Genomic DNA, 23,113 nt, shown 5'->3' with positions numbered 1-23,113 from the left:
TGCCTATTGATCCGCCCCGTCATCGTCAGATGGCAGGTGCGGGCTTGTTCCCTTCAGGATGTGCTGCGCGGAGCGCAGTGGGTGATTGCATGTCTTTCGACGTATACGACGACTACGAACAAGGCGAACGCGTCCAGCAATGGCTGCGCAAGAACGGCGTTTCGATCGCCGTCGGCATCGCGCTGGGCCTCGTGCTGATCTTTGGCTGGCAGCAGTGGAAGTCGCACCGCGCCGGTCACGAGCAGGCGGCGGCCGGGGAATATTCGGCGCTTCAGGCGGCCGTGGCGCAGAACAACGCCAATGCGATCGACGTCCACACCGAAACGCTGCTGAAGGATTATGCGGACACCGCCTGGTCCGTCTTCGCAGCGGGCGAGCGGGCGCAGCGCAACGTCATGGCCGGTCAGCTCGACAAGGCTTCGGGCGACCTGGACTGGGCCGTGGCCCATGCCAAGGACGACGCGCTCAAGACACTCGTGCAGCTTCGTGTCGCACAACTCAAGTTTGCCCAGAACAAGCCACAGGACGCCCTCACCGCGCTGGACGCGATGCCGGGCAAGTCGTTTGTGGCCATCGCGCAGGAACTCCGCGGCGATGCGCTGGTCAAGCTTGGACGCCACGACGACGCACGCAAGGCCTATCAGGCGGCGATCGCCGCGATGGGCGACAGCGCACCGCAACGCGGTGTGGTTCAAACAAAGCTCGATGATCTGGCAGTGGCCGGGAAGCAGGGTGCATGAAACGTTTTTGGGCAATCGCGTTGACTTCGTCGCTGGTCGTTCTGGCCGGCTGCCATTCGTTCAAGAAGGAAAACGTCGAACCGCCGACCCCGCTCGACAAGAAGTTCGAGCCGACCCTCAAGGTCGAGCGTCTCTGGAAGTCCAGCATCGGTGACGGCGCCGCCGAGTCCGGTGTGCGTATGCGTCCGACCGTCGTCGACAACGTGCTTTACGCCGCCAGCACCGACGGCAAGATCGCCGCCTTCGAGGCTTCGACCGGCAAGAAGCTGTGGTCCAAGAGCACCCGCCAGCACGGCTGGTTCGGCTGGGGCGACGCCAAGCGCGAAGACGCGCGCTTCTCCGGTGGCCCCGGCGCCGCCGGCGACCTCGTCGCCATCGGCACGCTGGATGGACATCTGTACGGTATCAACGCGAAGGACGGCGAGCGTCGCTGGTCGTCCGAGCTGTCGTCGGAAGTCATCACGGCACCCGTCATCGTCAACGGTCTGGTCGTCGTTCGCTGCAACGACGGTCGCATCTACGGCATCGACGCCAGTAATGGCGAGCGCCGCTGGGTGTTCGACCAGGCCCAGGTGCCGCTCCTCAGCCTGCGTGGCAACGGTCGCCTGCTGATCGCCAACGGCGTGGTGTTCGTCGGCAGCGATGCCGGCAAGCTGATCGCCATTCGCCTGGACAACGGTGAGAAGCTCTGGGAGCAGACGCTCGCCAGTGGTGAAGGCCGTACCGAGATCGATCGCCTGAACGACGCCGATGGCTCGCTGGTCCTCGATGGCACCACGCTTTACGGCGCCGCGTACCATGGCAACCTCACCGCGATCGACGGCCCGAGCGGGCGTCCGCTGTGGAATCACGGCTTCTCGACGTTCACCTCGCTGGACGTGAAAGACAACGCCGTCTACGGCGTCGACGACCAGTCGCAGGTTTTCGCCTTCGACAAGAGCAGCGGCGCGAACATCTGGAAGCAGGCGGGTCTCAAGTACCGCTGGCTGACCGGGCCGGCGATCCAGGGCAACTATGCCGTGGTCGGCGACCTCGACGGTCACATCCACTGGCTGGCGGTCGGCGACGGCAAGATCGCCGCACGTGAGCGCCTGTCCAAGAAAGCCATTCGTGCCCAGCCCCTCGTGGTGGGTGACACCGTGTTCGTTGAAGATGTCGAGGGCCACATCGGCGCCTACCGCATCGCGACGAACTGATCCACAGGATAGATGTAACTCCCATGTTGCCCGTCGTCGCTTTGGTCGGCCGTCCCAATGTCGGTAAGTCGACCCTCTTCAATGCGCTGACGCGTAGCAGGGACGCTCTTGTCGCCGATATGCCCGGCGTCACTCGTGACAGACACTACGGTGTCTGTCGTCTCGGTCCCCGACCGTTCGTTGTCGTGGATACCGGCGGCTTGTCCGGTAGTGATGAAGGCATTGAAGGCCTCACCGCGCAGCAGGTTCGTCTCGCGATCAGCGAGGCCAACCTGCTCGTCTTCGTGGTGGATGCCCGCGATGGCGTCCTCCCGCTGGATGCCGGCATCCTCACCGAGCTCCGCCGCAGCGGCAAGCCGGTCATCGTCGTCGTCAACAAGACCGACGGCGTCGATGAAATCGTGGCGCTGGGCGAATTCGCTTCGTTCGGCATCGCCGAAACGCTGCCCATGTCCGCCGCGCACAACCGCGGCGTCGACGTGCTGGTGGCCAAAGCCATCGGTTACCTGCCGGACGACAGGGATAACGACCCCGCGCTCGAAGATCAGGGCATCCGCGTGGCGATCGTCGGCCGTCCCAATGCCGGCAAGTCCACATTGATCAATCGTCTGCTGGGCGAGGATCGTCTCATCGTTTCGGACCTCGCCGGCACCACGCGCGATCCGATCCGGGTATCGCTGGAGCGTGACGGCAAGCGCTACACGCTGATCGATACCGCCGGCGTCCGCCGTCGTGCACGCGTCGAAGAAGCGGTAGAGAAATTCAGCGTCATCAAGACGTTGCAGTCTATTGCTGCGTCGCAGGTGACGGTCGTTCTGATCGATGCCCGGGAAAACCTCGCCGACCAGGACCTGACCCTCATCGGGCACGCCATCGAAGAAGGCCGGGCGCTGGTCATCGCGGTGAACAAGTGGGACGGCATGGACTCTTATGCCCGCGAGCAGACGCAGAAAGCGCTCGAGCGCCGCCTGCAGTTCGCCGAGTGGGCGAAGACGGTCTTCATTTCCGCGCTGCACGGCTCCGGCCTGCGCGAACTCATGAAGGCGGTCATTCGCGCTCACGGGGCAGCGACGAAGGTGCTGACGTCCAGCGAACTGACCCGGACGCTCGAGCAGGCTTACGAGGCCTATCAGCCGCCGTTGGTGCGCGGGCATGCGCCCAAGCTGCGTTACGCCCATCCGGGCGGATTCAATCCGCCGACGATCGTGATCCACGGCAGCCGGACCAAGCACATTGCGCCGGCTTACCGCCGTTACCTGGAAGGGTTCTTCCGCAAGCGTTACAAGCTGGAAGGCACGCCCATCCGTATCGATTTCCGCGATGGTGAGAACCCGTTCGCCGGCAAGAAGAACGTCCTGACGGAAGGCCAGCAGCGCCGCCGCCGGGAAATGATCCGCAACGCGAAGCGACGCGAGAAGTAAGCGTCGCCCTCGCAGAGGTGCCTCGCATGACCGAAGACCTGGGTAGGGATCGCTGGCTGGCCGAGTTGCGCCAGCGGGTGCCCGAGATCGCCGCGACCGATGCCTTGTCCCGCCAGCTGGACGGGGCATTGCTGATCGATGTCCGTGAGGACAACGAGCGCAGCGAGGGCTCGCCGGCCGGTGCGAGCGGGCTCTCACGTGGATTTCTTGAACTGCGCATCGAGCAGATCGAGCCGGACCGGCAGCGCGAGATCCTCGTGCTCTGTGGCAGCGGCCAGCGCTCGTTGCTCGCCGCCGAGGCCTTGCAGCGCATGGGCTATGCACGGGTGTCCTCGGTCGCGGGCGGCATGGCGGCGTGGAAGGTCGCGGGCTTACCGGTGCTTGCGGGTGCGCTCGATAGCGACGCCGCTGAGCGTTACGCCCGACAGGTGTTGCTACCGCAGGTCGGTGAGGCTGGGCAGTCCAGGCTTGCCGCCGCTCGCGTGGCCGTGATCGGGGCGGGCGGCCTGGGGTCTCCGGCGTTGCTTTACCTCGCCGCGGCCGGCGTCGGGCATCTAACCCTGATCGACGACGATCGCGTCGAGCGATCCAATCTGCATCGCCAGGTCGTCCATGCGGACGCGCGCGTGGGCATGAGCAAGGCGGAGTCGGCCCGGATGACGCTGCTTGCGCTCAACCCGCGCATTCATGTCCGTGTCGTGGTCGAGCGCCTCCGTGCGGACAACGTCGAAGCGATGATCGGCGGCCACGATGTGGTGATCGATGGCGCGGACAATTTCGCCACGCGCTACCTGCTGGCCGCGGCAACGCGGCGCCTGGGGCTGCCCATGGTTTATGCCGCGATCGAGCGCTTCACCGGTCAGGCGAGTGTGTTCGATCCGCGACGCGCGGATTCTCCCTGCTACCGCTGCCTGTTCCCCGAGCCGCCGGCGGCCGCCGATGCGCCCAACTGCAGCGAGGCCGGTGTGCTGGGGGTGCTCCCCGGACTGGTGGGCATGGTGCAGGCCACCGAAGCGATGAAGCTGATCCTTGGCGTCGGCGAAACGCTCGTCGGACGATTGCTGACTTACGACGCCCTCGGCATGCGTTTCCGCGAGCTGAAGCTGAAGCGCGATCCGCAGTGCCCGGGTTGCGGAGACGGGGCGTCCTTCGACGGCTATGTGGACCTCGAGCGGATGTGCGGGATCGCCGGCTGAGGCGTTGCGGGTCGGCTGCGGGCTTCATCCTTACGGAAAGCCGGAAGACTCGCTCACAATCGATCCCCGGACACGACGGAATACATCGCAGCGTCGAAAGGTTTATTTCGTAAAACCAATCGGTTACGAAGTATTCCTTCGAATATGCCTCCAATGCGTTCAGCTGTCTTCCGGCTCGGCACGTTGTCGTGCGCCGCGACGATTTCCAGCCGCGAGACCCGCACGGCCTCGAACGCGAACTGGACCGCGAGCTTGCCCGCCCGTGCCGCGACGCCCCGGCCCTGCGCCGACTCACGCACCCAGTAACCGAGGTTGGCAAAACGGTGCTCGCGATTGAGGTGGTTCACGCCCATGCCGCCGAGCAGTGCGTCCGTCGCTGCATCGAACACGAGGAACTCATGGCCTTCGCCCATCAGCCAGGCCTTCTGGCAGGTTGCGATCCATGCCGCCGCGTCCATGGGCGTGTATCCCACATGGCACCAGTCCTGCCAGCGGCCGACGGTCGCGACGGACTCGCGTACGGCTTCGGCGAGGGCCTCCATGTCGCCGGTACGGTGCGGGCGAAGCGTGACCTGCCCATCGGTCAGGGCGTTTGGGTAGGGAAGGGTTTCGATGGCCATGCCGGAGAGTATGCAAGCGTCGTAAGCTCAGGGGATAATGTCCGGTTTCCACAGGGCGATATCCCATGACCGCACGTATTCTCGACGGCAAGCGCATCGCCCAGGAACTGCTCGAGCACATCGGGCGTCGTGTCGCCAAACGCGTTACCGAGGGGCATCGCGCACCTGGACTCGCGGTGGTTCTGGTCGGCGAAGACCCGGCCTCTGCGGTCTACGTCAGGAACAAGCGCAAAGCCTGTCAGCAGGTGGGCTTCAAGTCGTTCGGCTACGACCTTCCGGCCGAAACGTCGCAGGAAGAACTCTTTGCGCTGATCGACAAGCTCAACGCGGATCCGGCGGTGCACGGCATCCTCGTGCAGTCGCCGCTGCCGGCGCATATCGATGAAGAAGCGCTGGTCGACCGGATCGATCCGATGAAGGATGTCGATGGCTTCCAGGCGGTCAATGTCGGCCGCCTTGCGCTGCGCCGTTTCGGTCTGCGTCCGTGCACGCCCAAGGGTGTGATGACGCTGCTGGGTCATACCGATCGCCCGGTGCGCGGCGAGCACGCGGTCATCGTCGGCGTCTCAAATCACGTCGGTCGGCCGCTTGCGCTGGAGCTTCTTATTGCAGGAAGTACAGTCACTTGCTGCCACAAGTTCACCCAGAATCTCGAAGGCTTCGTGGCGCAGGCGGACATCCTCGTCGTGGCCGCGGGTAAGCCGGGGCTGGTCAGGGGCGAATGGATCAAGCCGGGCGCCGTGGTCATCGATGTAGGTATCAATCGCCTGGAGGACGGGCGTCTGGTGGGCGACGTGGAATTCGCCCCCGCGGCCGAGCGTGCGTCATGGATCACGCCGGTGCCGGGTGGGGTGGGACCGATGACGGTGGCGACGTTGATGGAGAACACGCTGGAGGCGGCGGAGGCTCTCGACGGTTGAGGGGCAGGGGGTCGCCGGCATGGCCCGTTCCTGCTGGAGGGCACTCGTCGCGCTGTCGTTTTGCTGCAACGCACGCTATAATGCCGCGATTTACTCGCGGGACTAATGCTATGCGCATCCTTGCCGAGGCACTCACTTACGATGACGTGTTCCTGGTTCCCGGCCACTCCACGGTTATGCCCCGTGATGTGGATACCTCAACGCGGTTCACGCGCGGCCTGCGCCTGAATATACCCATCGTGTCCGCCGCCATGGACACCGTGACCGAAGCCCGCCTCGCCATCACGATGGCCCAGAACGGCGGCATCGGCATCATCCACAAGAACATGACCGCCGAGCTCCAGGCCGCTGAAGTACGCCTGGTCAAGAAGTTCGAAGCCGGCGTCATCCGCAGCCCGATCACCGTCCGCCCGGACACCTCGATCGGCGACGTCATGGCCCTGACCCGCGCGCACAACATCTCCGGCGTGCCGGTGGTCGACGGCGAGAAGCTGGTCGGCATCGTCACCAGCCGCGACCTGCGTTTCGAGCGCAAGCACGACGACCCGGTGCGCAACATCATGACCCGCGAAGATCGCCTGGTCACGGTGAAGGAAGGCGCCTCGCACGACGAAGTCCTCGAACTGCTGCACCGCAACCGCATCGAAAAGGTCCTGGTCGTCAACGACAGCTTCCAGCTGCGCGGTCTGATCACGGTCAAGGACATCCAGAAAGCCCGCGACAATCCCAACGCCGCCAAGGACTCGCATGAGCGCCTGGTCGTGGGCGCCGCCGTGGGTGTGGGTGGCGATACCGAGCGTCGCATCGAGCTCCTGGTCGACGCCGGCGTGGACGTGGTCGTGGTCGACACGGCGCATGGTCACTCGCAGGCGGTCATCGACCGCGCGGGCTGGGTCAAGAAGCATTACCCGCAGGTCCAGGTCATCGCCGGCAACATAGTCACCGGTGAGGCGGCGCGTGCGCTGCTCGACGCCGGTGTCGACGCGGTCAAGGTCGGCGTGGGTCCCGGTTCCATCTGCACCACCCGTATCGTCACCGGTATCGGCGTGCCGCAGATCACCTCGATCGACATGGTCGCCACCGCGCTGAAGGGCGAGATTCCGCTCATCGCCGACGGCGGCATCCGTTACTCGGGCGACATCCCCAAGGCACTGGCCGCCGGCGCGTCCTCGGTCATGCTCGGCTCGATGTTCGCCGGCACCGAAGAAGCCCCGGGTGAGGTCGAGCTGTTCCAGGGTCGCTCCTACAAGAGCTACCGCGGCATGGGCTCCATCGGCGCCATGCAGCTGGGCTCCAAGGACCGTTACTTCCAGGACGAAGCCGATGCCGACAAGCTCGTGCCGGAAGGCATCGAAGGTCGCGTGCCGTATCGCGGTCCCCTGCGCAACATCATTCACCAGATGATGGGCGGGCTGCGTGCCTCCATGGGTTACATGGGCGCGGCCTCGATCGAAGAGATCCACGAGAAGGCCCAGTTCGTGAAGGTGACCGGCGCCGGTGTGCTCGAAGCGCATCCGCACGACATCCAGATCACGAAAGAAGCGCCGAACTACCGCCGGGACTGATGCGCTCACGCGCTCGACCCGGTGACCCAGGACGCCCGCCGCAAGTGGGCGTTCTGCTTTTTCAGGCCAACGCGCAGCGCGCGGGGCCGCCAGAAATTTCATACTGCCAGGCCGCCACGATGACCGATATCCACAGCGACAAGATCCTCATCCTCGACTTCGGTTCGCAGTACACGCAGCTGATCGCCCGCCGCATCCGCGAGATCGGCGTCTATTGCGAGGTGTGGGGCTGGGATCACGCACCGGACGAGATCGCCGGCTTCAACCCGAAGGGCGTCATCCTTTCGGGCGGCCCGGAATCGGTGACCGAGGACAACTCGCCGCGCGCGCCCCAGCAGGTCTTCGACCTCGGCGTGCCGGTGCTGGGCATCTGCTACGGCATGCAGACCATGGCCGAACAGCTCGGCGGCAAGGTCGAGGCCGGCCACGATCGCGAGTTCGGTCCGGCCACCATCACCTTCGGCAGCTGCGCGCTGTTCGACACGGTGGTCGAGGACGGTGAGGCGCTGGGTGTATGGATGTCGCACGGCGACCGCGTCACCGCGATCCCGGAAGGTTTCAGGGTCACCGCGTCGACGTCCAGCCTGCCGCTGGCCGCCATGGCCGACGACGCGCGCCGCTTCTACGGCGTCCAGTTCCACCCGGAAGTGACCCACACCAAGCGCGGCATGGAGCTTCTCCGCCGCTTCGTCGTCGACCTCTGTGGCTCGGCCACGCTGTGGGACGCCGCACACATCATCGAAGACGCCGTCGCCCGCGTGCGCGAGCAGGTCGGCAGCGATCGCGTGCTCCTGGGTCTCAGCGGCGGTGTGGATTCGTCCGTCGTGGCCGCGCTGCTCGAGAAGGCCATCGGCAACCAGCTGACGTGCGTCTTCGTCGATACGGGTCTGCTGCGTTTCCAGGAAGGCGACCAGGTCATGACCACCATGGCCGAGCACATGGGCGTGCATGTCATCCGCGTGGATGCGAAGCAGCGTTATTTCGACGCGCTGGCTGGCGTGGAAGACCCGGAAGCCAAGCGCAAGGTCATCGGCCGCCTGTTCATCGAGATCTTCGACGAAGAGTCGGCCAAGCTTGAAGGCGTGAAGTGGCTGGCCCAGGGCACGATCTATCCCGACGTCATCGAATCCGCCGGCAGCAAGACGGGCAAGGCCCACGTCATCAAGAGCCATCACAACGTCGGCGGCCTGCCGGAACACATGAAGCTCAAGCTGGTCGAGCCGTTGCGCGAGCTGTTCAAGGACGAAGTCCGCCGCATCGGCGTCGAGCTCGGCCTGCCGCGCGAGATGGTCTATCGCCATCCCTTCCCGGGTCCGGGTCTGGGCGTGCGCGTGCTGGGCGAGGTAAAGGCGGAATACGTCGACCTGCTGCAGCGGGCCGATGCGATCTTCATCGAGGAGCTGCGCAGCCATGGTCTGTATGACCGGGTGAGCCAGGCGTTTGCAGTGTTTCTGCCCGTGCGCTCGGTGGGCGTGGTCGGTGACGGCCGGGCTTACGAGTGGGTGATCGCGCTGCGTGCCGTGGAGACGATCGACTTCATGACGGCGCACTGGGCGCACCTGCCGTACGACTTCCTTGACAAGTGCTCGACGAGAATTATCAATGAGTTGCGTGGTATTTCTCGCGTCGTTTATGATATTTCGGGGAAGCCGCCGGCTACGATTGAGTGGGAGTGAGCTGGCCCGTCGGACTGATCGAGTGGAAGGGGACCATCAGCGCTTCATGTTGGCGCTGAGTGGCTAGCACGGCGCTTCGACATCGGGATCATGCAGCGACTGCCAGAGGCCGCGCAGCGCGTGATCCTGGCGCGCAATCTGCTGCCCAGTCGAGAACTATCTTCGGCCGCTGAGGCGAATGCTTCAGCTTCTTTCTCGTTACCGTCGCCATCTTGGAAGGCGTAGGCCACGAGCATTCAGGAGGGCTGCAGATAGATCGCCCATCCGCGAACCGTCAGGTCGCATCCGCATTCTGCAAAGGCCTGATGTTGGTGGCGCCGTCCTTGTTACGCATTGCGTTGTGAATACGCAGTACGTCCTTCGCTGGCGGCAATCCAAATTCACGAGCGTACTCGCGGCTGAACTGGGTCGGACTCTCGTAGCCCACTTCATGCGCCGCCGTGGTGACGCTGTAGCCCGCAGTAACCAGCCACTTGCGCGCCTGCAGCAGGCGAATCTGTTTTTGGTACTGCAGCGGACTTAGCGCTGTCACGGCTTTGAAGTGACGGTGGAAGGCCGATACGCTCATCGCAACCTCCTCGGCCAGTTCTTCCATCCGCAGCGGGCGCGCATAGTCCTGGCGGATACGTTGAATGACCCGGTTCATGCGCGCCAGGGCGGTGTCCGGCGTCGCGATGTCATGCAGCATCCAGCCCATTGGACCTTGCAGTACGCGGTAAAGGATCTCGCGTTCATACGCGGGTGCAAGGGCCGCAATATCCATCGGATGGTTCATCAGGCGCAGCATGCGAACCCAGGCATCCAGCAATTCGACGGTCATGGCAGCGACCGAGAAGCCCGTTTCGCGGCGTCTTGCCGCGGCAGCATTGGGCAAATCGGACAGCAATTCCGCCAGCAGCGACGGGTCGAGCGTCAGGCTTACCGCAAGATAGGGCGCGCCCGAATCGCTGCTGCGCACGATGCCGGCTGCAGGCAGGTCGACGGACATGACGAAATAGGTGGCAGGATCATAGTGCAGGGTCTGTCCGCCCACGGTCATGGACTTACTACCCTGCAGGATCACGTTGACCATGGGCTCGTAGACGGCGGCAAGCTCGTGTTCCGGAACGGCTCCCTGAACCATCGCCACGCGCGGGATGCCAGTCTCGGTTCGACGATTTTGCGCGTGAGCGGCAAGGCTCCGCAGTTCGGTCAATGGGTTCTCCATGACACCCATTGGACTTCGACTTTCGGCTGACGGCAAGCGATCGAGCAGAAATAGGCAGGAATGAGGCACGATCGGGTGAGCCAGCGACGCCACGCGCACCTATCGTATCGGTACCGAATTTCAAGGAGCCATTCATGGGAGTCATCGTCATCACCGGCGGCAGCCGGGGCATTGGCGCGAGCACCGCAGTCGAATGCGCGCGGCGCGGATTAGGCGTCATCCTCACCTACAACCAGAATTCAGGCGCTGCTGAAGACGTGGTTCGCAGCATTGCGGTCGTGGGAGGCAAGGCGGTTGCGTTGCCGCTGAATGTCGCCGATGTCCGCACCTTTACAGGCTTTCGAAGCTCAGTGGAACAGGCGCTGGTATCCACATGGGGAGTGAGCCAGTTGGCCGGCCTGGTCAACAATGCGGGCTACGGTCTGTTCAATCCCATCGAAACCGTCACCGAAGACCAGTTCGACGGCTTGATGAACGTGCATCTGAAAGGCCCGTTCTTCCTCACTCAGGCGTTGCTGCCGTTGCTGAGCGAAGGCGCCAGCATCGTCAACCTGACGAGTGCGACCACGCGGGTGGCCACTGCGGGCGTTGCGCCCTATGCCGCATTCAAGGGGGGCCTGGAGGTACTGACGCGCTACATGGCCAAGGAATTCGGCGAACGCCGCATCCGGGCCAACTCGGTATCGCCGGGACCCATCCGCACCGAACTCGGCGGGGGACTGAACACTGAGTTCGAGGCGCTGCTTGCCTCTCAAACCGCCCTCGGGCGCGTGGGCGAGCCAGAAGAAGTGGCTCGTGCGATCGCGTCGCTGCTGACCGTGGACGGTGGCTGGGTCAACGCCCAGAACATCGAAGTCGCCGGCGGCTACGTCGTCTGAGGGCCATCCCATGATCGATCACATCTTTCTTACCGTGGGGGACACCGATCGCTCGGTTGCCTTCTACGAGACAGTGCTTCCCATCCTCGGAATCACCAGCCGGCTCGACTATGACGGGAAGGACGGCCCGGTGGGCCATCCCGACCTGAAGGGTTTCGGCGCAAAAGGCCGCATGTCGTTTTGGCTACGGCAAGGCGTTGCGGCGCCCGGTGCCGTGCACATTGGCTTCATTGCGGATTCCGAAGACGTGGTGAATGCCGCCTTCGCGAAGGCCCTGGCCGCCGGTGCGACCGAGATCCATGCGCCCGGGCCGCAGCTTCACTACGATCCCCGCTACTACGCTGCGCAGGTCAGGGACCTGGATGGCTACAGCCTGGAGTTTGTCTACAAGAGCTGGCAACACGGGGCCTGATGGGATGACTCAGCAGACCGCAAACCTACGAAGGATCGCGAATGCCCTCATCGCTGCGACCAACGCCTTCGACGTGAAAAAGACATTGGCCTTGTTCACAGCGGATGCGGTGATCGACGACCCGTCCACCGGCCATCGCTTCGACGGCCACGCTGGCATCCGGCGCTATATCGAAGAGTATTTCATCGGCTATCACACGGTGACAAAGTTCGTGTCGATCAAGTTCCTCGACGACAACCGGGCGCGCGTGCGGGTCGATTTCACCGGGGATTTTGGTCGCGAGACCGGCCTGTTGGAGATTTCGGTCGACGCCCGGGGACTGATCCTGCGCATCGACGCTTCGCTCGACTAGCCGATCCCGAAGAATGATCCAAGCCGGGCGGCGCTTGCGACACCTGAGCTGCAGGCGTGATGCTTCACCTTCGGTCAGATCACCGCAGGCGCATTCCCGGCGGGAGACGCGGTGGAACATGCCAGCAGCTGAGCCACGCTGAGTTGGTCGGCGTGCTGTTCCAGATGGGACACGCGCGACTGGCCTGATATCCGAATAAATACAATTTATCTTTAATTCAAATAAATGGCGAATATTCGTATATCAGATAACTGTGGTCGCGAACCTCGGATCAGTCAGTTGCAGCCAGCGCCACCGCATCATCGCCAGCAGGAATATGTGACGGACTTCCCGCATCGTTCGCCGCAAGCCATACCGCCTCGGCGACCTGCACCGACCGCGTGATGGGATGATTGCCTTGCCAGCTGGCGAATACGTTCTTCGCCAGTTCCGCGTACGGCTCGGGAAAACCCGCCGCCATGCGTGGCTGGGCGTTCTCGCCGAACCGCGTGTCAGGCGCGCGGCCCGGCAGCACGACACGAACACGTACGTTGAACTGCTCCAGTTCGAGCGCCAGCGAATCGGAGAAGGCATTCACCGCGGCCTTGCTCGCCGTATAGACGGACAGCAGATGCAGGGGGCGGAGCGTCACGGTCGAGGTCACATTGACGATCACGCCGTCCTTGCGCTCGCGCATCTGCGGAACGAAAGCCTGCGTCACGGCGATGGTGCCGAGCGTATTGGTCTCGAAGACGTCGCGGGCGACGTCCATTGGCGTGCCCTCCAGCGCGTTCAGCATGCCGATCCCCGCATTGTTGACCAGAACGTCGATCGGGCCGGCGCCCGCCAGGGCCCGGCGGATGCTGGCCGGATCGGTGACGTCGAGTGCGATTACTCGCAGGCGGTCGGAGCGGGGCAGGACGTCTTCGCGTGGCGTGCGCATGGTGGCGACGACATGCCAGTCGCGGTCGAGGAAGTAGCGGGCGATCTCGAGGCCGAAGCCGGACGAGCAGCCGGTGATCAGGACGGTTTTCATGGGATCTCCTGGGTGGGTGTGCAGGAGAGTCACGATACGGCCCGGCATCCGGACTTGCTACAATCATTCGTCCCATTATCGTTCGTAGGAGTCCGGTCGTGGTCGATCCGCTCGCCGATGTCGTCACCTTGCTACAGCCGAAGCCGACGTTTTCGAAGGCAGTCAGCGCGGCGGGGCCCTGGCGCGTTCGCCGGAAAGAAGCGGGGCAGCCGTTTTATTGCGTCATCCTCGATGGGTCCAGCCGGATGCAGACGAACGGAGAGGCGCCGATCACGCTCGAGGCAGGCGACTTCATCCTGATTCCCGAAGCCCTCGACTTCACCATGTCGGGCCTGGTGGAAGTGCCGGACGACGCGCCGGATAGCTTGCCCGCGGCCATGCCCGATGGCCGGTTCCGTCTCGGAACCATCGACGCGCCGGCGGATGTGGAATACCTGATCGGTCACTGTGCGTTCGGCTCGCCGGACGCCGATCTGCTCGTCTCGCTGCTTCCCCGGATCGTGCTGGTGCGTGGCGAGCGTCGCCTCGCTACGCTGGTCGAACTCCTGCGCGATGAATCGCGCGCGCAACGGCCGGCGCGTGATGTCGTACTCGCTCATTTGCTGGAACTGCTTTTCATCGAGGCATTGCGATCGACCGGTACGGCGGCGTCGCCCGGGTTGGTACGGGGACTGACCGATGCACGCCTGGCCCTCGCGCTCCGGCAGATGCACGCAAGTCCGGAGAAGCCCTGGACCGTCGTGGAACTTGCGAAGATCGCGGCGCTGTCTCGCTCGGTGTTTTTCGAGCGCTTCAGCCGCGCCGTGGGTGTGGCTCCCATGGAATACCTGCTGTCGTGGCGTATGGCTCTGGCCAGGCGGCTGCTGCGTGGGAAAGACATGGGCGTGGCTACCGTCGCCGGGCGTGTCGGCTATAGCTCGGCGAGCGCGTTCAGCGTCGCCTTCGCGCGTCATGTGGGCATGCCGCCGACGCAATTCAGAGACGCGTAGAAGCGCGTCGGTGCGATAGGCGATGCCCGTGACGTATCCGCTTCGATCGCTCAGGCGGCCTGTTCGCCCATCGGAACCCGCTCGACCAGGAAATCCACGAAGGCCCGGATGCGCGATGCCAGGTGCGGATGTCCCACGAATACGGCGTGCGTGGCCTGGCGTTCGCCCGTAGCGAACGCGTCGAGGATCGATATCAGCCGCCCTTCGGCGATGTCGCGCTCGACGTGGTAACTCGACAGGCGGGCGATGCCCACGCCTTCCATCGCCATGCGCCGCATCGTCTCCCCGTTGTTCGCGCGAAAATTGCCGCCGATGGGCACCTGACGTACCTGTCCCGTAGCGGGGTCCAGGAAGGGCCACGAGGTAAACGCCGGACCGAGGTTGAAGGCCAGGCAGTTATGTGAGGCCAGGTCGTCCGGCGTGGTGGGTACGCCATGGCTTTTCAGATAGGCCGGGGAAGCGAAGACGACGAACCCGGCCTCGCCGATCTTGCGGGCCTTGAGGCCGGAGTCGGGCAGGGTGCCGACGCGGATGGCGACGTCGGCACGATCGTCCACCAGGTCCACGATGCTGTCGCTCAGCGACAGGTCCAGTTCGACGCGCGGGTACAGGGCGAGAAAGTCGGGCACCAGTGGCACCACCTTGCGCACGCCGAACGACACCGAGGCACTGACTCTGAGCCGCCCGGAGGGCGTCGACCGGGCGCCATGGGCGACCAGGCGCTCCGCTTCATCGATATCGGCCAGCACGCGCAAGGCGCGCGCGTGATAGACCTCGCCTTCAGGCGTGAGCTGCAGCGTGCGGGTGGTGCGTACGATCAGGCGGGTGCCCAGACGCGCCTCGAGACGTGCGACCAGCTTGCTGATCGCCGACGGTGAGAGGCCTGCGGCGCGGGCGGCGCCGGCGAAACTGCCGGCCTGCACGACGCGCATGAACGCTTCCATTTCACCGGCGCGGTTATCCATGAAGAAACCTCTATTCGTGAATTCAAGGAACGGGTGTCGGTCCGCAGGACGCCTTGTGGCCCGGGCAACCAGCTTTCATATTACGTCCTGACCACGGCAGCTCACGATCATCCAAGCCATGTGGCCTGCCGATCGAACTATATTGATGAACTGAGCGACTGAATGTGCCGCATGACTCTCATTCGCTCGCGTGCTTGCCGATTCCCCTGCTGATCACCATGTCGGGAGCCATCCCGACCCTTTTTCCGGAGCCACTCATGGCGCAGCCCGCGCTTTTCAAACCCTTCCGCGTACGTAACCTCGAACTGGCTAACCGGATCGTGATCGCTCCCATGTGCCAGTACTCGGCCGACAACGATGGCCGCATGACCGACTGGCACCAGATTCACCTGGGGCAGCTGGCCTTGTCCGGTGCGGGTTTGCTGACCATCGAGGCGACGGCCGTCGAGCCGGAAGGTCGCATCACGTGGGGCGACGTCGGCCTGTACGACGACGCCACCGAGGCGGCCATGGGCAAGGTGCTGGAGAGTGTGCGCCACTGGTCCGATATGCCGATCGGTATCCAGCTCGGCCACGCCGGACGTAAGGCGTCCACCGAGACACCCTGGGCCGGTGGTCATCAGCTGGCGCCGGATGACGTACACGGATGGCAGACGGTAGGTGCTTCGCCGATTCCCTTCCACGCGGGCGATGTAGCTCCGACCGAGCTCGACAAGGCCGGCCTCGCGAGGGTGCGCGGCGCGTTCGCCGCGGCCGCCGTGCGTGCGGCGCGCCTGGGCCTGGCGTTCGTGCAGCTGCACGGGGCCCATGGCTACCTGTTGCACCAGTTCCTCTCGCCGCTGTCGAACCAGCGCAGTGACGAATACGGCGGTTCGCTTGAGAACCGCATGCGTTTCCCGCTGGAAGTCTTCGACGCCGTGCGCGCCGCGTTCCCCGTCGATCGCCCCGTGACCATGCGTGTTTCCGCGACCGACTGGGTGGACGGCGGTTGGGACCTCGAGCAGACCATCGCCTTCGCCAAGGCGCTGGAGGCGCGTGGCTGCGATGCCATCCACGTTTCCACCGGCGGCCTCGACGAACACCAGAAGATCCCGGTCGGACCGAGCTATCAGGTGCCGTTCGCGCGCGGTGTGAAGGAAGCGGTCGACATGCCGGTCGTGGCTGTCGGTCTGATCACCAGCCCCGAGCAGGCGGAAGCCATCGTGGCCACGGGCGAGGCCGACCTGATCGCCCTGGCGCGAACGATTCTCTACGACCCGCGCTGGCCCTGGCATGCCGCCGCCGAACTGGGCGGCACGGTCCATCCGCCCAAGCAGTACCTGCGTTCGCAGCCGTCGCGGCATCGCCACCTCTTCGACGTCGAAGGGCTGGTCGAACCGCAGGCCGCGTGGCGGCGGGATGAGGGTGGCGCTTACCGCTGAGTTATCGCTGGCAAGCAGCGCCGGTCCGACGTGCCGCAGGGTCGACCCCTGCGGCATTTTCGTTCAGGCGAATCTCTGTACCAATCGGTACACTGCGACCTCCATCGACACAGGAATCCGATCGTGGCCGCTCCGTTCCCTCCCTTCACGCACGCTACCGCCGTTCAGAAGGTCCGCATGGCCGAAGACGGCTGGAACAGCCGCGACCCGGCGAAGGTCGCGCTGGCATACACCCGCGACAGCCAGTGGCGTAACCGCGCCGAGTTCGTCCATGGCCGCGAGGCGATCGTCGCCTTCCTCACCCGCAAATGGGAGAAGGAGCACGACTACCGTCTGATCAAGGAGCTCTGGGCCTTCGACGGCAACCGTATCGCCGTCCGTTTCGCCTATGAATGGCACGACGACAGCGGTCAGTGGTACCGCTCATACGGCAACGAGAACTGGGAATTCAGCGCGGAGGGCGAGATGGAGCGCCGTTACGCCTGCATCAACGATCTGCCTGTCGCCGAGTCCGATCGCAAGTTCCACTGGCCGCAGGGGCGTCGTCCGGACGATCATCCGGGACTCTCCGATCTGGGACTTTGAGCGCGATGGCTCGCGAGGTCTACGAGCGTGCGGAGATCATCCCGCTGCTGGCCGAGGCGTTTCGGGAACTCGGCTACGACGGGGCGACGATGAGCCGTATCACCGAGCGTACCGGGCTGGGCAAAGGAAGCCTCTATCACTTTTTTCCCGGTGGGAAGGAAGAGATGGCGGCGGCCGTTCTTGCGGATATCGATGCCTGGTTCAATGAACACATCTTCAAGCCGTTGCGTGACGCCGAGCCTGATGTGGCGATCGAAGGGATGTGGAAAGCCGTGGATACCTATTTCGATTCAGGACGACGCGTGTGTCTGGTCGGGGCATTCGCCCTGGATGAGACACGCGACCGCTTCGCGATGGCGGTGAAGAACTATTTTGTCTGTTGGATCGATGCTCTGAGCGAATGCCTTGGTCGGCTGGGACAGCCCCGGGTCATGGCGCGCGAGATGGCGGAAGATGCGGTCGCTGGCATTCAGGGGGCGATCGTTCTGTCGCGGTCGCTGGGTCAGCCCGGCATTTTCAGACGTGTCGCGGCCCGGATGGCTTGTCGGACAAGTGCCGGGCGCTAAGATGTACGAACTGTTGCCGCCCCTACGTCCTGATCTCCGGCACCGACGGATCGCCTCTCATGCCCACCATAGAACCCACACGCTGTGCCTGGGCCGGATCCGACCCGCTCTACACCGAGTACCACGACACGGAGTGGGGCGAGCCTCTGCACGATTCGCGAATGCTCTGGGAGCAGCTGATGCTGGAAGGTTTTCAGGCTGGGCTCTCGTGGATCACCATCCTGCGCAAACGCGAAAACTTCCGCAAAGCGTTCAAGGGGTTCGATCCGGTCAAGGTTGCCCGCTTCGGTGAGAAGGACATCGTGCGCCTGCTGGACGATGCCGGCATCATCCGCTCGCGCGCCAAGATCGAGGCGACCATCAACGGGGCGCGCATTTATGAAGACATGCACGCCCGCGGCGAAGACTTCGACAGCTACTGCTGGTCGTTCACCGACGGCAAGGTGATTCGTGGCGACGGCCGTACGGCGCCTACGCAGACGCCTTTGTCGGTCACCATCTCGAAAGACCTCAGGAAGCGCGGCTTCAAGTTCGTCGGTCCGACCATCACCTATGCCTGGATGCAGGCCGTGGGTATCGTCGACGACCACGCCCTCGGCTGCTTCCGTCGCTGACGAAACGACGTAGAATCCCCGGCCTGCCTGACGGAAGACCGCTCTTGTCCGCACCTCCGGTTTCCAGCGACGACCGCTTTACCGACGCCGATCGCGCGTGGATGGCCCGTGCGCTTCAGCTGGCGGAACACGCGCGCGATGCGGAGGGCGAGGTGCCCGTCGGTGCCGTGCTCGTGCAGGGTGGCGTCGCGATCGGCGAAGGCTGGAATCGCAACATCACCCTCAACGACCCCACCGCGCATGCGGAAATCCAGGCGCTGCGGGCCGGAGGCCAGGCTGTCGCCAACTACCGGTTTCCAGGCTCCACGCTGTATGTAACGCTCGAGCCTTGCACCATGTGCGCGATGGCCATGATCCACGCCCGGGTCGGACGCGTGGTCTTCGGCGCGACCGATCCCAAGACCGGCGCGGCCGGGAGCGTGTTCGACACGCTGGTTTCGCCGTTGCACAACCACCGGGTGAGGGTCGAGGGCGGCCTCGGGGCTGACGTGGCGAGCACGATGCTGCGCGAGTTCTTCCGCGCGAGGCGCCAGGCGCCACGGGTTGAAGGTCAGGCGTAGGGCGCGAGCGCGTCCGTGACCGACTGCTCGATTTTCACGTCGATCAGTGCGTCCGCGCGGGTGACGCCGAGGTTGACCGAGGCGATCGGCAGACCTTTGCGCGAGGCTTCGAGAACGAAGCGGTAGCCGGAGTAGACCATCAGCGACGAGCCGACCACCAGCATGGCGTCGGCCCGGGCCAGATGTGCCCAGGCCGTGTCGACACGGGCGCGGGGGACATTTTCACCGAAGAAGACGACATCGGGTTTCAGGATCCCGCCGCAGACCGTGCAGGTCGGGATGACGAATGCGCTGAAGTCCACCTCGTCGAGGTCCGCGTCGCCATCGGGCGCCACCGTGGCCTGCAGCGCGAGCCACGCGGGGTTCGCTTCCTCGAGTCTGGCCTGCATGGTGGCACGCGTCGTGATATCGCCGCATTGCATGCAGCGCACGCGGTCGAGGCGTCCGTGGAGGTCGACCACATTGATGCTGCCGGCCGCTTCGTGCAGCCCGTCGACGTTCTGGGTCAGCAGGAGTTCGATGCGCCCCTCGTGCTCCATCCGTGCCAGTGCCCGATGCGCGAGGTTGGGGCTCACCGATGAGAAATGGCGCCAGCCGATCATGCCACGCGCCCAGTAGCGTGCCCGGGCCGGCGGACCGCTCATGAACATCTGCAGGGTCATCGGCGGGCTGCGTTTCCACGCGCCCTGACCATCGCGGTAGTCGGGAATACCGGAATCGGTACTGATGCCTGCGCCAGTCAGCACGAAGAGGCGCGGATGGGTGTCGATGAAGGTGTGCAGGGTACTCACAGTGCCGGGCACTATAGCCGATCGCTCAGCTGTGTTTGCGCAGCACCTGAAGCGCATGCGCGGCGTCTTCCCCGAAGCGCCGGATCGCCGCGTCGACGCTGGCATCCCGTTCTTCCGCCAGGCGGCGCTCCAGCGTGAGTCCCAGGCGCGCGAGGTCGGTGGCCTCGGCCATACCAAGCGCACCGGAGACCCGGTGCAGCCAGGCCTGCAGATCGGCGATGCCGGGCTGGGCGAGCAGGACGTCGAGTTCGGAAAGATCGCGGCTGAGTGAGCGATCCAGTGCCGAGATCACTTCGCGCAGCGCATGGGTGCCTCCGAGCGTGGTCCGCAGGGTCTCGATGTCGATGCGCGGAGGATGGCGTGGCAAGGTCAGCGTGACCTCGATGATGACCCGTGTACCCCGATCCGGCGCGCACTCCCTGTGCAGGACGCCATCGAGCGAGGCGATCAGCCGGGCGGCAGTGTCCAGGCCTGGACAGTCGTCGAGCGTCTCGCCGGGATCGGCCACCGTGATGTGGACCAGCTGGCCGTCCGGCACATCGCCGACGACATCGACCTGCAGCGCGACATGTGCATGGACGGTGACGGCGAAGGCGCGGTCGAGCAGCAGGCAGAGGACGTCACCGAGCGCTGCGTAAGGACCCACGAGATCGGGCGCCAGGGCGGCGTCCAGCTCGAGCTGAAGCGTGCCGCCGCGCTGCCGGGCGAGGCCCGTGTAGTAGTGGCTTACGCGCGTCAGCAGGTCGGGCAGGTCAGCGCTCGCACCCATGCGGACGCAGGCCCGGGCGATGCGTTCGCGCCATGCGTGAACTCGCGCGCGCAGGCGCATTCGTAGTGGCGATGCCGGCGGCGATGTGCTCAACTCTGCGCCCCGCCGCACGGACTGGCTACGGAGAAAGGATTACTCATGGTTCACCGCGTCATTCTTGCGGATGATCATCCCGTCGTTCTCAAGGGCATCAGCCTGGCCCTGACCAAGGACGGCCTTGCCGACGTGGTCGGCGAGGCGCAATCGCCCGATGAACTGCTGGCTGCGCTCGCCGCGCAGCCTTGCGATGCGCTGATTACCGATTTCAGCATGCCGGAGCCCGGACGGGACGGGCTCGCGCTGCTTACGGAAGTGCGGAAGCTCTATCCGCCATTGCCGATCATGGTGATCACCACGCTGGCCAATCCCGCGCTGTATCGCGAGATTCTCGGTACGGGCGTCCGCGGACTGATCGGGAAGTCGGGCGACACCCGGGAAATTCCCGAGGCATTGGCGCAGATCGTGTCCAACCATGTGTACCTGGGTGCCTCCGTTCGCGAGATGATCGTTACGCCGCAGGGCGAGCCGGTGGGCAAGGGCACCCTGGCGGACCTGTCGCCGAGGGAGCTGGAGATCCTGCGGTTGTTCGCCGCGGGTAACAGCGTGACCGACATCGCCCGCGCCACGGGCCGTGGTCTTTCGACCGTGAGCCAGCAGAAGACGAATGCCATGCGCAAGCTGCGGCTGGACACGGATGCTGAGATCTTCGAATACATCGACCGGCTGCGGTTACCGCCGGCCGATGAGAGCGATGGCAAACAAGATAGTCGCAGGCGACCGCGCCGGACATAGAAAAAATCTCAAAAGTGCACACCGGTTTGACAACGCCATTCAGGCGGCATGCCTACAATGCCCCGGTCCGGTGCCCTGACGGCACCGCCCAAGGAGAGCTATCGGTGAGTGCCAAGATCAGCCCGCTGGCGGGAAAGCCCGCTACGGAAACCACTCCGGTCGACGTCGCCGCCCTGCTTGCCGCGTATCACGACCTGCGACCCGATCCGTCGGTACCCGAGCAGCGCGTCGTCTTCGGTACGTCCGGCCACCGCGGCTCCTCGTTCGATCGTTCGTTCAACGCATGGCATGTGCAGGCCGTGGTCCAGGCGATCTGTGAGTATCGCCGTAAGGAAGGCGTGGACGGGCCTGTGTTCGTAGGCATCGATACACACGCGCTGTCCGCCCCGGCGTTCGAGAGCACGCTCGAAGTGCTCGCCGCGAACGGCGTGCCGACTTACATCTCGGCCGGTGGGGAATACACCCCGACACCCGCGGTCTCGCACGCTATCCTGGTGTTCAACCATGGGCGCGACAGCGGACATGCCGACGGCATCGTCATCACGCCGTCGCACAACCCGCCCGAGAGCGGCGGCATCAAGTACAACCCGCCGCACGGTGGGCCCGCCGATACCGATGCGACATCCTGGATCGCGGCCCGCGCCAACGCGCTGATCGAGGGCGGCCTGCGTGAAGTGAAGCGGCAGCCGTACGCACAGGCGCTGAAGGCGTCGACGACGCAGGAATACGACTTCCTGGAACGCTACGTGGCCGATCTGGGCAATGCGCTCGATCTGGACATCATCCGGAACAAGGGCGTCCGGATGGGCGTGGACCCTCTGGGTGGCGCCGGCGTCCACTACTGGCGCGCCATCGGTGAGCGTTACAAGCTCGACCTGACCGTGGTCAGTGAGACCGTCGACAAGACCTTCTCCTTCATGTCGCTCGACTGGGATGGCCGTGTCCGCATGGATCCATCGTCCGCCTATGCGATGCAGCGGCTGATCGGCCTGAAGGATAAGTTCGACGTGGCCTTCGCCTGCGACACGGACCACGATCGCCACGGCGTGGTCGCGCCCAGCACGGGGCTGCTGCCGGCCAATCACTACCTGGCGGCCGCCGCCTGGTATCTGTTCCAGAACCGTCCGGGCTGGCGCGCGGACGCGGCCGTCGGCAAGACAGCGGTGAGCACGGGTCTGCTCGACCGCATCGCCGCGCATCTGGGCCGCCCGCTGCGCGAAGTGCCGGTCGGCTTCAAGTACTTCGTGTCAGGACTCTACGACGGCAGTCTCGGCTTCGGCTGCGAGGAAAGCGCTGGCGCGTCGTTCCTGTCGAAGGACGGCGGGGCCTGGTCGACCGATAAGGACGGCATCGTCGCCGCGTTGCTTGCCGGCGAGATGACCGCGCGGCTGGGCAAGGATCCCGGTGAGATCTACCGGGGTATCACCGGCGAACTGGGTGATCCGGCCAATTCGCGCATCGACGCGCCGGCCTCCCACGCGCAGAAGGCGAAGCTGTCGAAGCTCGCTCCGGACCAGGTCGAATCCAGGACGCTCGCCGGCGATCCGATCGTCGAGGTGGTCAATCAGGCGGGCGGCCAGCCGATTGGCGGGATCAAGGTGATTTCCGCGGAGGCATGGTTCGCGGCCCGTCCGTCGGGCACCGAGGACATCTATAAGGTCTACGGCGAAAGTTTTCGCGGCAACGATCACCTCCAGCAGGTGCTGGCTGAGGCGCAGGCCATGGTAGACAAGGCTCTCAGCTGAAACTAAGGTGTTGACGAGGGCTAAAGTTAAGCCCTCGTCAAGCCGATAGGTAAGGGTCCCCTTACTAACGGCACTCGCG

The 23,113-nt window shown here is 64.7% G+C and carries 23 protein-coding genes and 1 pseudogene; 18 read left to right on the top strand and 6 right to left on the bottom strand.

Going from position 1 to position 23,113, the window contains the following annotated elements:
• Window positions 1-89: 89 nt before the first annotated feature.
• Genes FA85_RS00670 through moeB form a run of 4 tightly spaced genes read left to right on the top strand, consistent with a single transcriptional unit; the run spans window position 90 to window position 4,553 of the window.
• Window positions 90-740 carry a YfgM family protein gene (locus FA85_RS00670; RefSeq protein WP_036113000.1) on the top strand — a complete coding sequence of 217 codons (651 nt, stop codon included), beginning with the start codon at window positions 90-92 and terminating at the stop codon, window positions 738-740.
• On the top strand, window positions 737-1,936 hold the full coding sequence (gene bamB, locus FA85_RS00665) for an outer membrane protein assembly factor BamB (protein ID WP_036113002.1): 1,200 nt from the start codon (window positions 737-739) through the stop codon (window positions 1,934-1,936). The genes FA85_RS00670 and bamB overlap by 4 nt, the downstream gene beginning before the upstream one ends.
• 23 nt (window positions 1,937-1,959) lie before the next feature.
• Window positions 1,960-3,357: a ribosome biogenesis GTPase Der gene (gene der, locus FA85_RS00660; RefSeq protein ID WP_036113005.1), complete on the top strand. Its 1,398-nt coding sequence runs from the start codon at window positions 1,960-1,962 to the stop codon at window positions 3,355-3,357.
• Window positions 3,358-3,383: 26 nt separating this feature from the next.
• Window positions 3,384-4,553, top strand: coding sequence for a molybdopterin-synthase adenylyltransferase MoeB (moeB, locus tag FA85_RS00655; RefSeq protein ID WP_036113008.1), 1,170 nt, complete (start codon window positions 3,384-3,386; stop codon window positions 4,551-4,553).
• Window positions 4,554-4,606: 53 nt separating this feature from the next.
• Here moeB and FA85_RS00650 read toward each other — a convergent pair whose 3' ends face one another.
• A complete protein-coding gene (locus tag FA85_RS00650; RefSeq protein WP_036113011.1) occupies window positions 4,607-5,173 on the bottom strand; it encodes a GNAT family N-acetyltransferase in 567 nt (188 codons plus the stop codon).
• Between the two features lie 65 nt (window positions 5,174-5,238).
• Here FA85_RS00650 and folD point away from each other — a divergent pair, with 65 nt between their 5' ends.
• The 3 genes from folD (at window position 5,239) to guaA (ending at window position 9,334) form a co-directional block, all read left to right on the top strand.
• The gene (gene folD / locus FA85_RS00645) at window positions 5,239-6,093 is read left to right on the top strand and encodes a bifunctional methylenetetrahydrofolate dehydrogenase/methenyltetrahydrofolate cyclohydrolase FolD (RefSeq protein WP_036113013.1); all 855 of its coding nucleotides are present in this window, start codon (window positions 5,239-5,241) and stop codon (window positions 6,091-6,093) included.
• A gap of 110 nt (window positions 6,094-6,203) precedes the next feature.
• Window positions 6,204-7,658, top strand: coding sequence for an IMP dehydrogenase (gene guaB / locus FA85_RS00640; RefSeq protein ID WP_036113016.1), 1,455 nt, complete (start codon window positions 6,204-6,206; stop codon window positions 7,656-7,658).
• 119 nt (window positions 7,659-7,777) lie between these two features.
• A complete protein-coding gene (gene guaA, locus FA85_RS00635) occupies window positions 7,778-9,334 on the top strand; it encodes a glutamine-hydrolyzing GMP synthase (protein ID WP_036117540.1) in 1,557 nt (518 codons plus the stop codon).
• A 274-nt stretch (window positions 9,335-9,608) separates the two neighbouring features.
• On the opposite strand, the pseudogene FA85_RS00630 reads toward guaA, so the two are convergent.
• Window positions 9,609-10,460, bottom strand: a pseudogene (locus FA85_RS00630) (AraC family transcriptional regulator); the annotation flags it as partial.
• A 215-nt stretch (window positions 10,461-10,675) separates the two neighbouring features.
• Here FA85_RS00630 and FA85_RS00625 point away from each other — a divergent pair.
• The 3 genes from FA85_RS00625 to FA85_RS00615 are packed head-to-tail and all read left to right on the top strand — an operon-like array spanning window position 10,676 to window position 12,183.
• Window positions 10,676-11,419, top strand: coding sequence for an SDR family NAD(P)-dependent oxidoreductase (locus FA85_RS00625; protein WP_036113021.1), 744 nt, complete (start codon window positions 10,676-10,678; stop codon window positions 11,417-11,419).
• 10 nt (window positions 11,420-11,429) lie between these two features.
• Complete coding sequence (locus FA85_RS00620; protein ID WP_036113024.1) at window positions 11,430-11,831, top strand: VOC family protein; 402 nt, start codon at window positions 11,430-11,432, stop codon at window positions 11,829-11,831.
• Between the two features lie 4 nt (window positions 11,832-11,835).
• A complete protein-coding gene (locus FA85_RS00615) occupies window positions 11,836-12,183 on the top strand; it encodes a nuclear transport factor 2 family protein (RefSeq protein ID WP_051943625.1) in 348 nt (115 codons plus the stop codon).
• 271 nt (window positions 12,184-12,454) lie between these two features.
• Here FA85_RS00615 and FA85_RS00610 read toward each other — a convergent pair whose 3' ends face one another.
• On the bottom strand, window positions 12,455-13,198 hold the full coding sequence (locus FA85_RS00610) for an SDR family oxidoreductase (RefSeq protein ID WP_036113027.1): 744 nt from the start codon (window positions 13,196-13,198) through the stop codon (window positions 12,455-12,457).
• Window positions 13,199-13,296: 98 nt separating this feature from the next.
• Between FA85_RS00610 and FA85_RS00605 the strand changes: the two genes are divergently transcribed.
• Window positions 13,297-14,187, top strand: coding sequence for an AraC family transcriptional regulator (locus tag FA85_RS00605; RefSeq protein WP_036113031.1), 891 nt, complete (start codon window positions 13,297-13,299; stop codon window positions 14,185-14,187).
• A gap of 50 nt (window positions 14,188-14,237) precedes the next feature.
• Here FA85_RS00605 and FA85_RS00600 read toward each other — a convergent pair whose 3' ends face one another.
• A complete protein-coding gene (locus tag FA85_RS00600) occupies window positions 14,238-15,152 on the bottom strand; it encodes a LysR family transcriptional regulator (protein WP_036113034.1) in 915 nt (304 codons plus the stop codon).
• Between the two features lie 257 nt (window positions 15,153-15,409).
• On the opposite strand from FA85_RS00600, the gene FA85_RS00595 reads away from it, so the two are divergent.
• From FA85_RS00595 to tadA, 5 genes are all read left to right on the top strand, one after another.
• Complete coding sequence (locus FA85_RS00595; RefSeq protein WP_051943627.1) at window positions 15,410-16,573, top strand: NADH:flavin oxidoreductase/NADH oxidase; 1,164 nt, start codon at window positions 15,410-15,412, stop codon at window positions 16,571-16,573.
• 123 nt (window positions 16,574-16,696) lie between these two features.
• Window positions 16,697-17,158, top strand: coding sequence for a nuclear transport factor 2 family protein (locus tag FA85_RS00590; RefSeq protein WP_051943628.1), 462 nt, complete (start codon window positions 16,697-16,699; stop codon window positions 17,156-17,158).
• 5 nt (window positions 17,159-17,163) lie between these two features.
• Window positions 17,164-17,724, top strand: coding sequence for a TetR/AcrR family transcriptional regulator (locus FA85_RS00585; RefSeq protein WP_036113037.1), 561 nt, complete (start codon window positions 17,164-17,166; stop codon window positions 17,722-17,724).
• Between the two features lie 59 nt (window positions 17,725-17,783).
• The gene (locus FA85_RS00580) at window positions 17,784-18,338 is read left to right on the top strand and encodes a DNA-3-methyladenine glycosylase I (RefSeq protein ID WP_036113039.1); all 555 of its coding nucleotides are present in this window, start codon (window positions 17,784-17,786) and stop codon (window positions 18,336-18,338) included.
• Between the two features lie 44 nt (window positions 18,339-18,382).
• Window positions 18,383-18,898, top strand: coding sequence for a tRNA adenosine(34) deaminase TadA (tadA, locus tag FA85_RS00575; protein ID WP_036113041.1), 516 nt, complete (start codon window positions 18,383-18,385; stop codon window positions 18,896-18,898).
• Here tadA and FA85_RS00570 read toward each other — a convergent pair.
• Both FA85_RS00570 and FA85_RS00565 read right to left on the bottom strand, forming a co-directional pair.
• Window positions 18,889-19,746, bottom strand: coding sequence for an NAD-dependent protein deacetylase (locus tag FA85_RS00570; protein WP_081907470.1), 858 nt, complete (start codon window positions 19,744-19,746; stop codon window positions 18,889-18,891). The genes tadA and FA85_RS00570 overlap by 10 nt on opposite strands.
• Window positions 19,715-20,458: a hypothetical protein gene (locus FA85_RS00565; protein ID WP_156108725.1), complete on the bottom strand. Its 744-nt coding sequence runs from the start codon at window positions 20,456-20,458 to the stop codon at window positions 19,715-19,717. Before FA85_RS00565 ends, FA85_RS00570 begins: the two co-directional genes overlap by 32 nt.
• A gap of 138 nt (window positions 20,459-20,596) precedes the next feature.
• Here FA85_RS00565 and FA85_RS00560 point away from each other — a divergent pair, with 138 nt between their 5' ends.
• Both FA85_RS00560 and pgm read left to right on the top strand, forming a co-directional pair.
• Complete coding sequence (locus tag FA85_RS00560) at window positions 20,597-21,289, top strand: response regulator (RefSeq protein ID WP_051943630.1); 693 nt, start codon at window positions 20,597-20,599, stop codon at window positions 21,287-21,289.
• 104 nt (window positions 21,290-21,393) lie between these two features.
• A complete protein-coding gene (gene pgm / locus FA85_RS00555) occupies window positions 21,394-23,034 on the top strand; it encodes a phosphoglucomutase (alpha-D-glucose-1,6-bisphosphate-dependent) (RefSeq protein ID WP_036113047.1) in 1,641 nt (546 codons plus the stop codon).
• Window positions 23,035-23,113 lie beyond the last annotated feature (79 nt).

This window comes from Luteibacter mycovicinus, from assembly GCF_000745235.1.
Lineage (GTDB): Bacteria > Pseudomonadota > Gammaproteobacteria > Xanthomonadales > Rhodanobacteraceae > Luteibacter > Luteibacter mycovicinus.
This window is presented reverse-complemented; position numbering and strand designations above follow the sequence as displayed.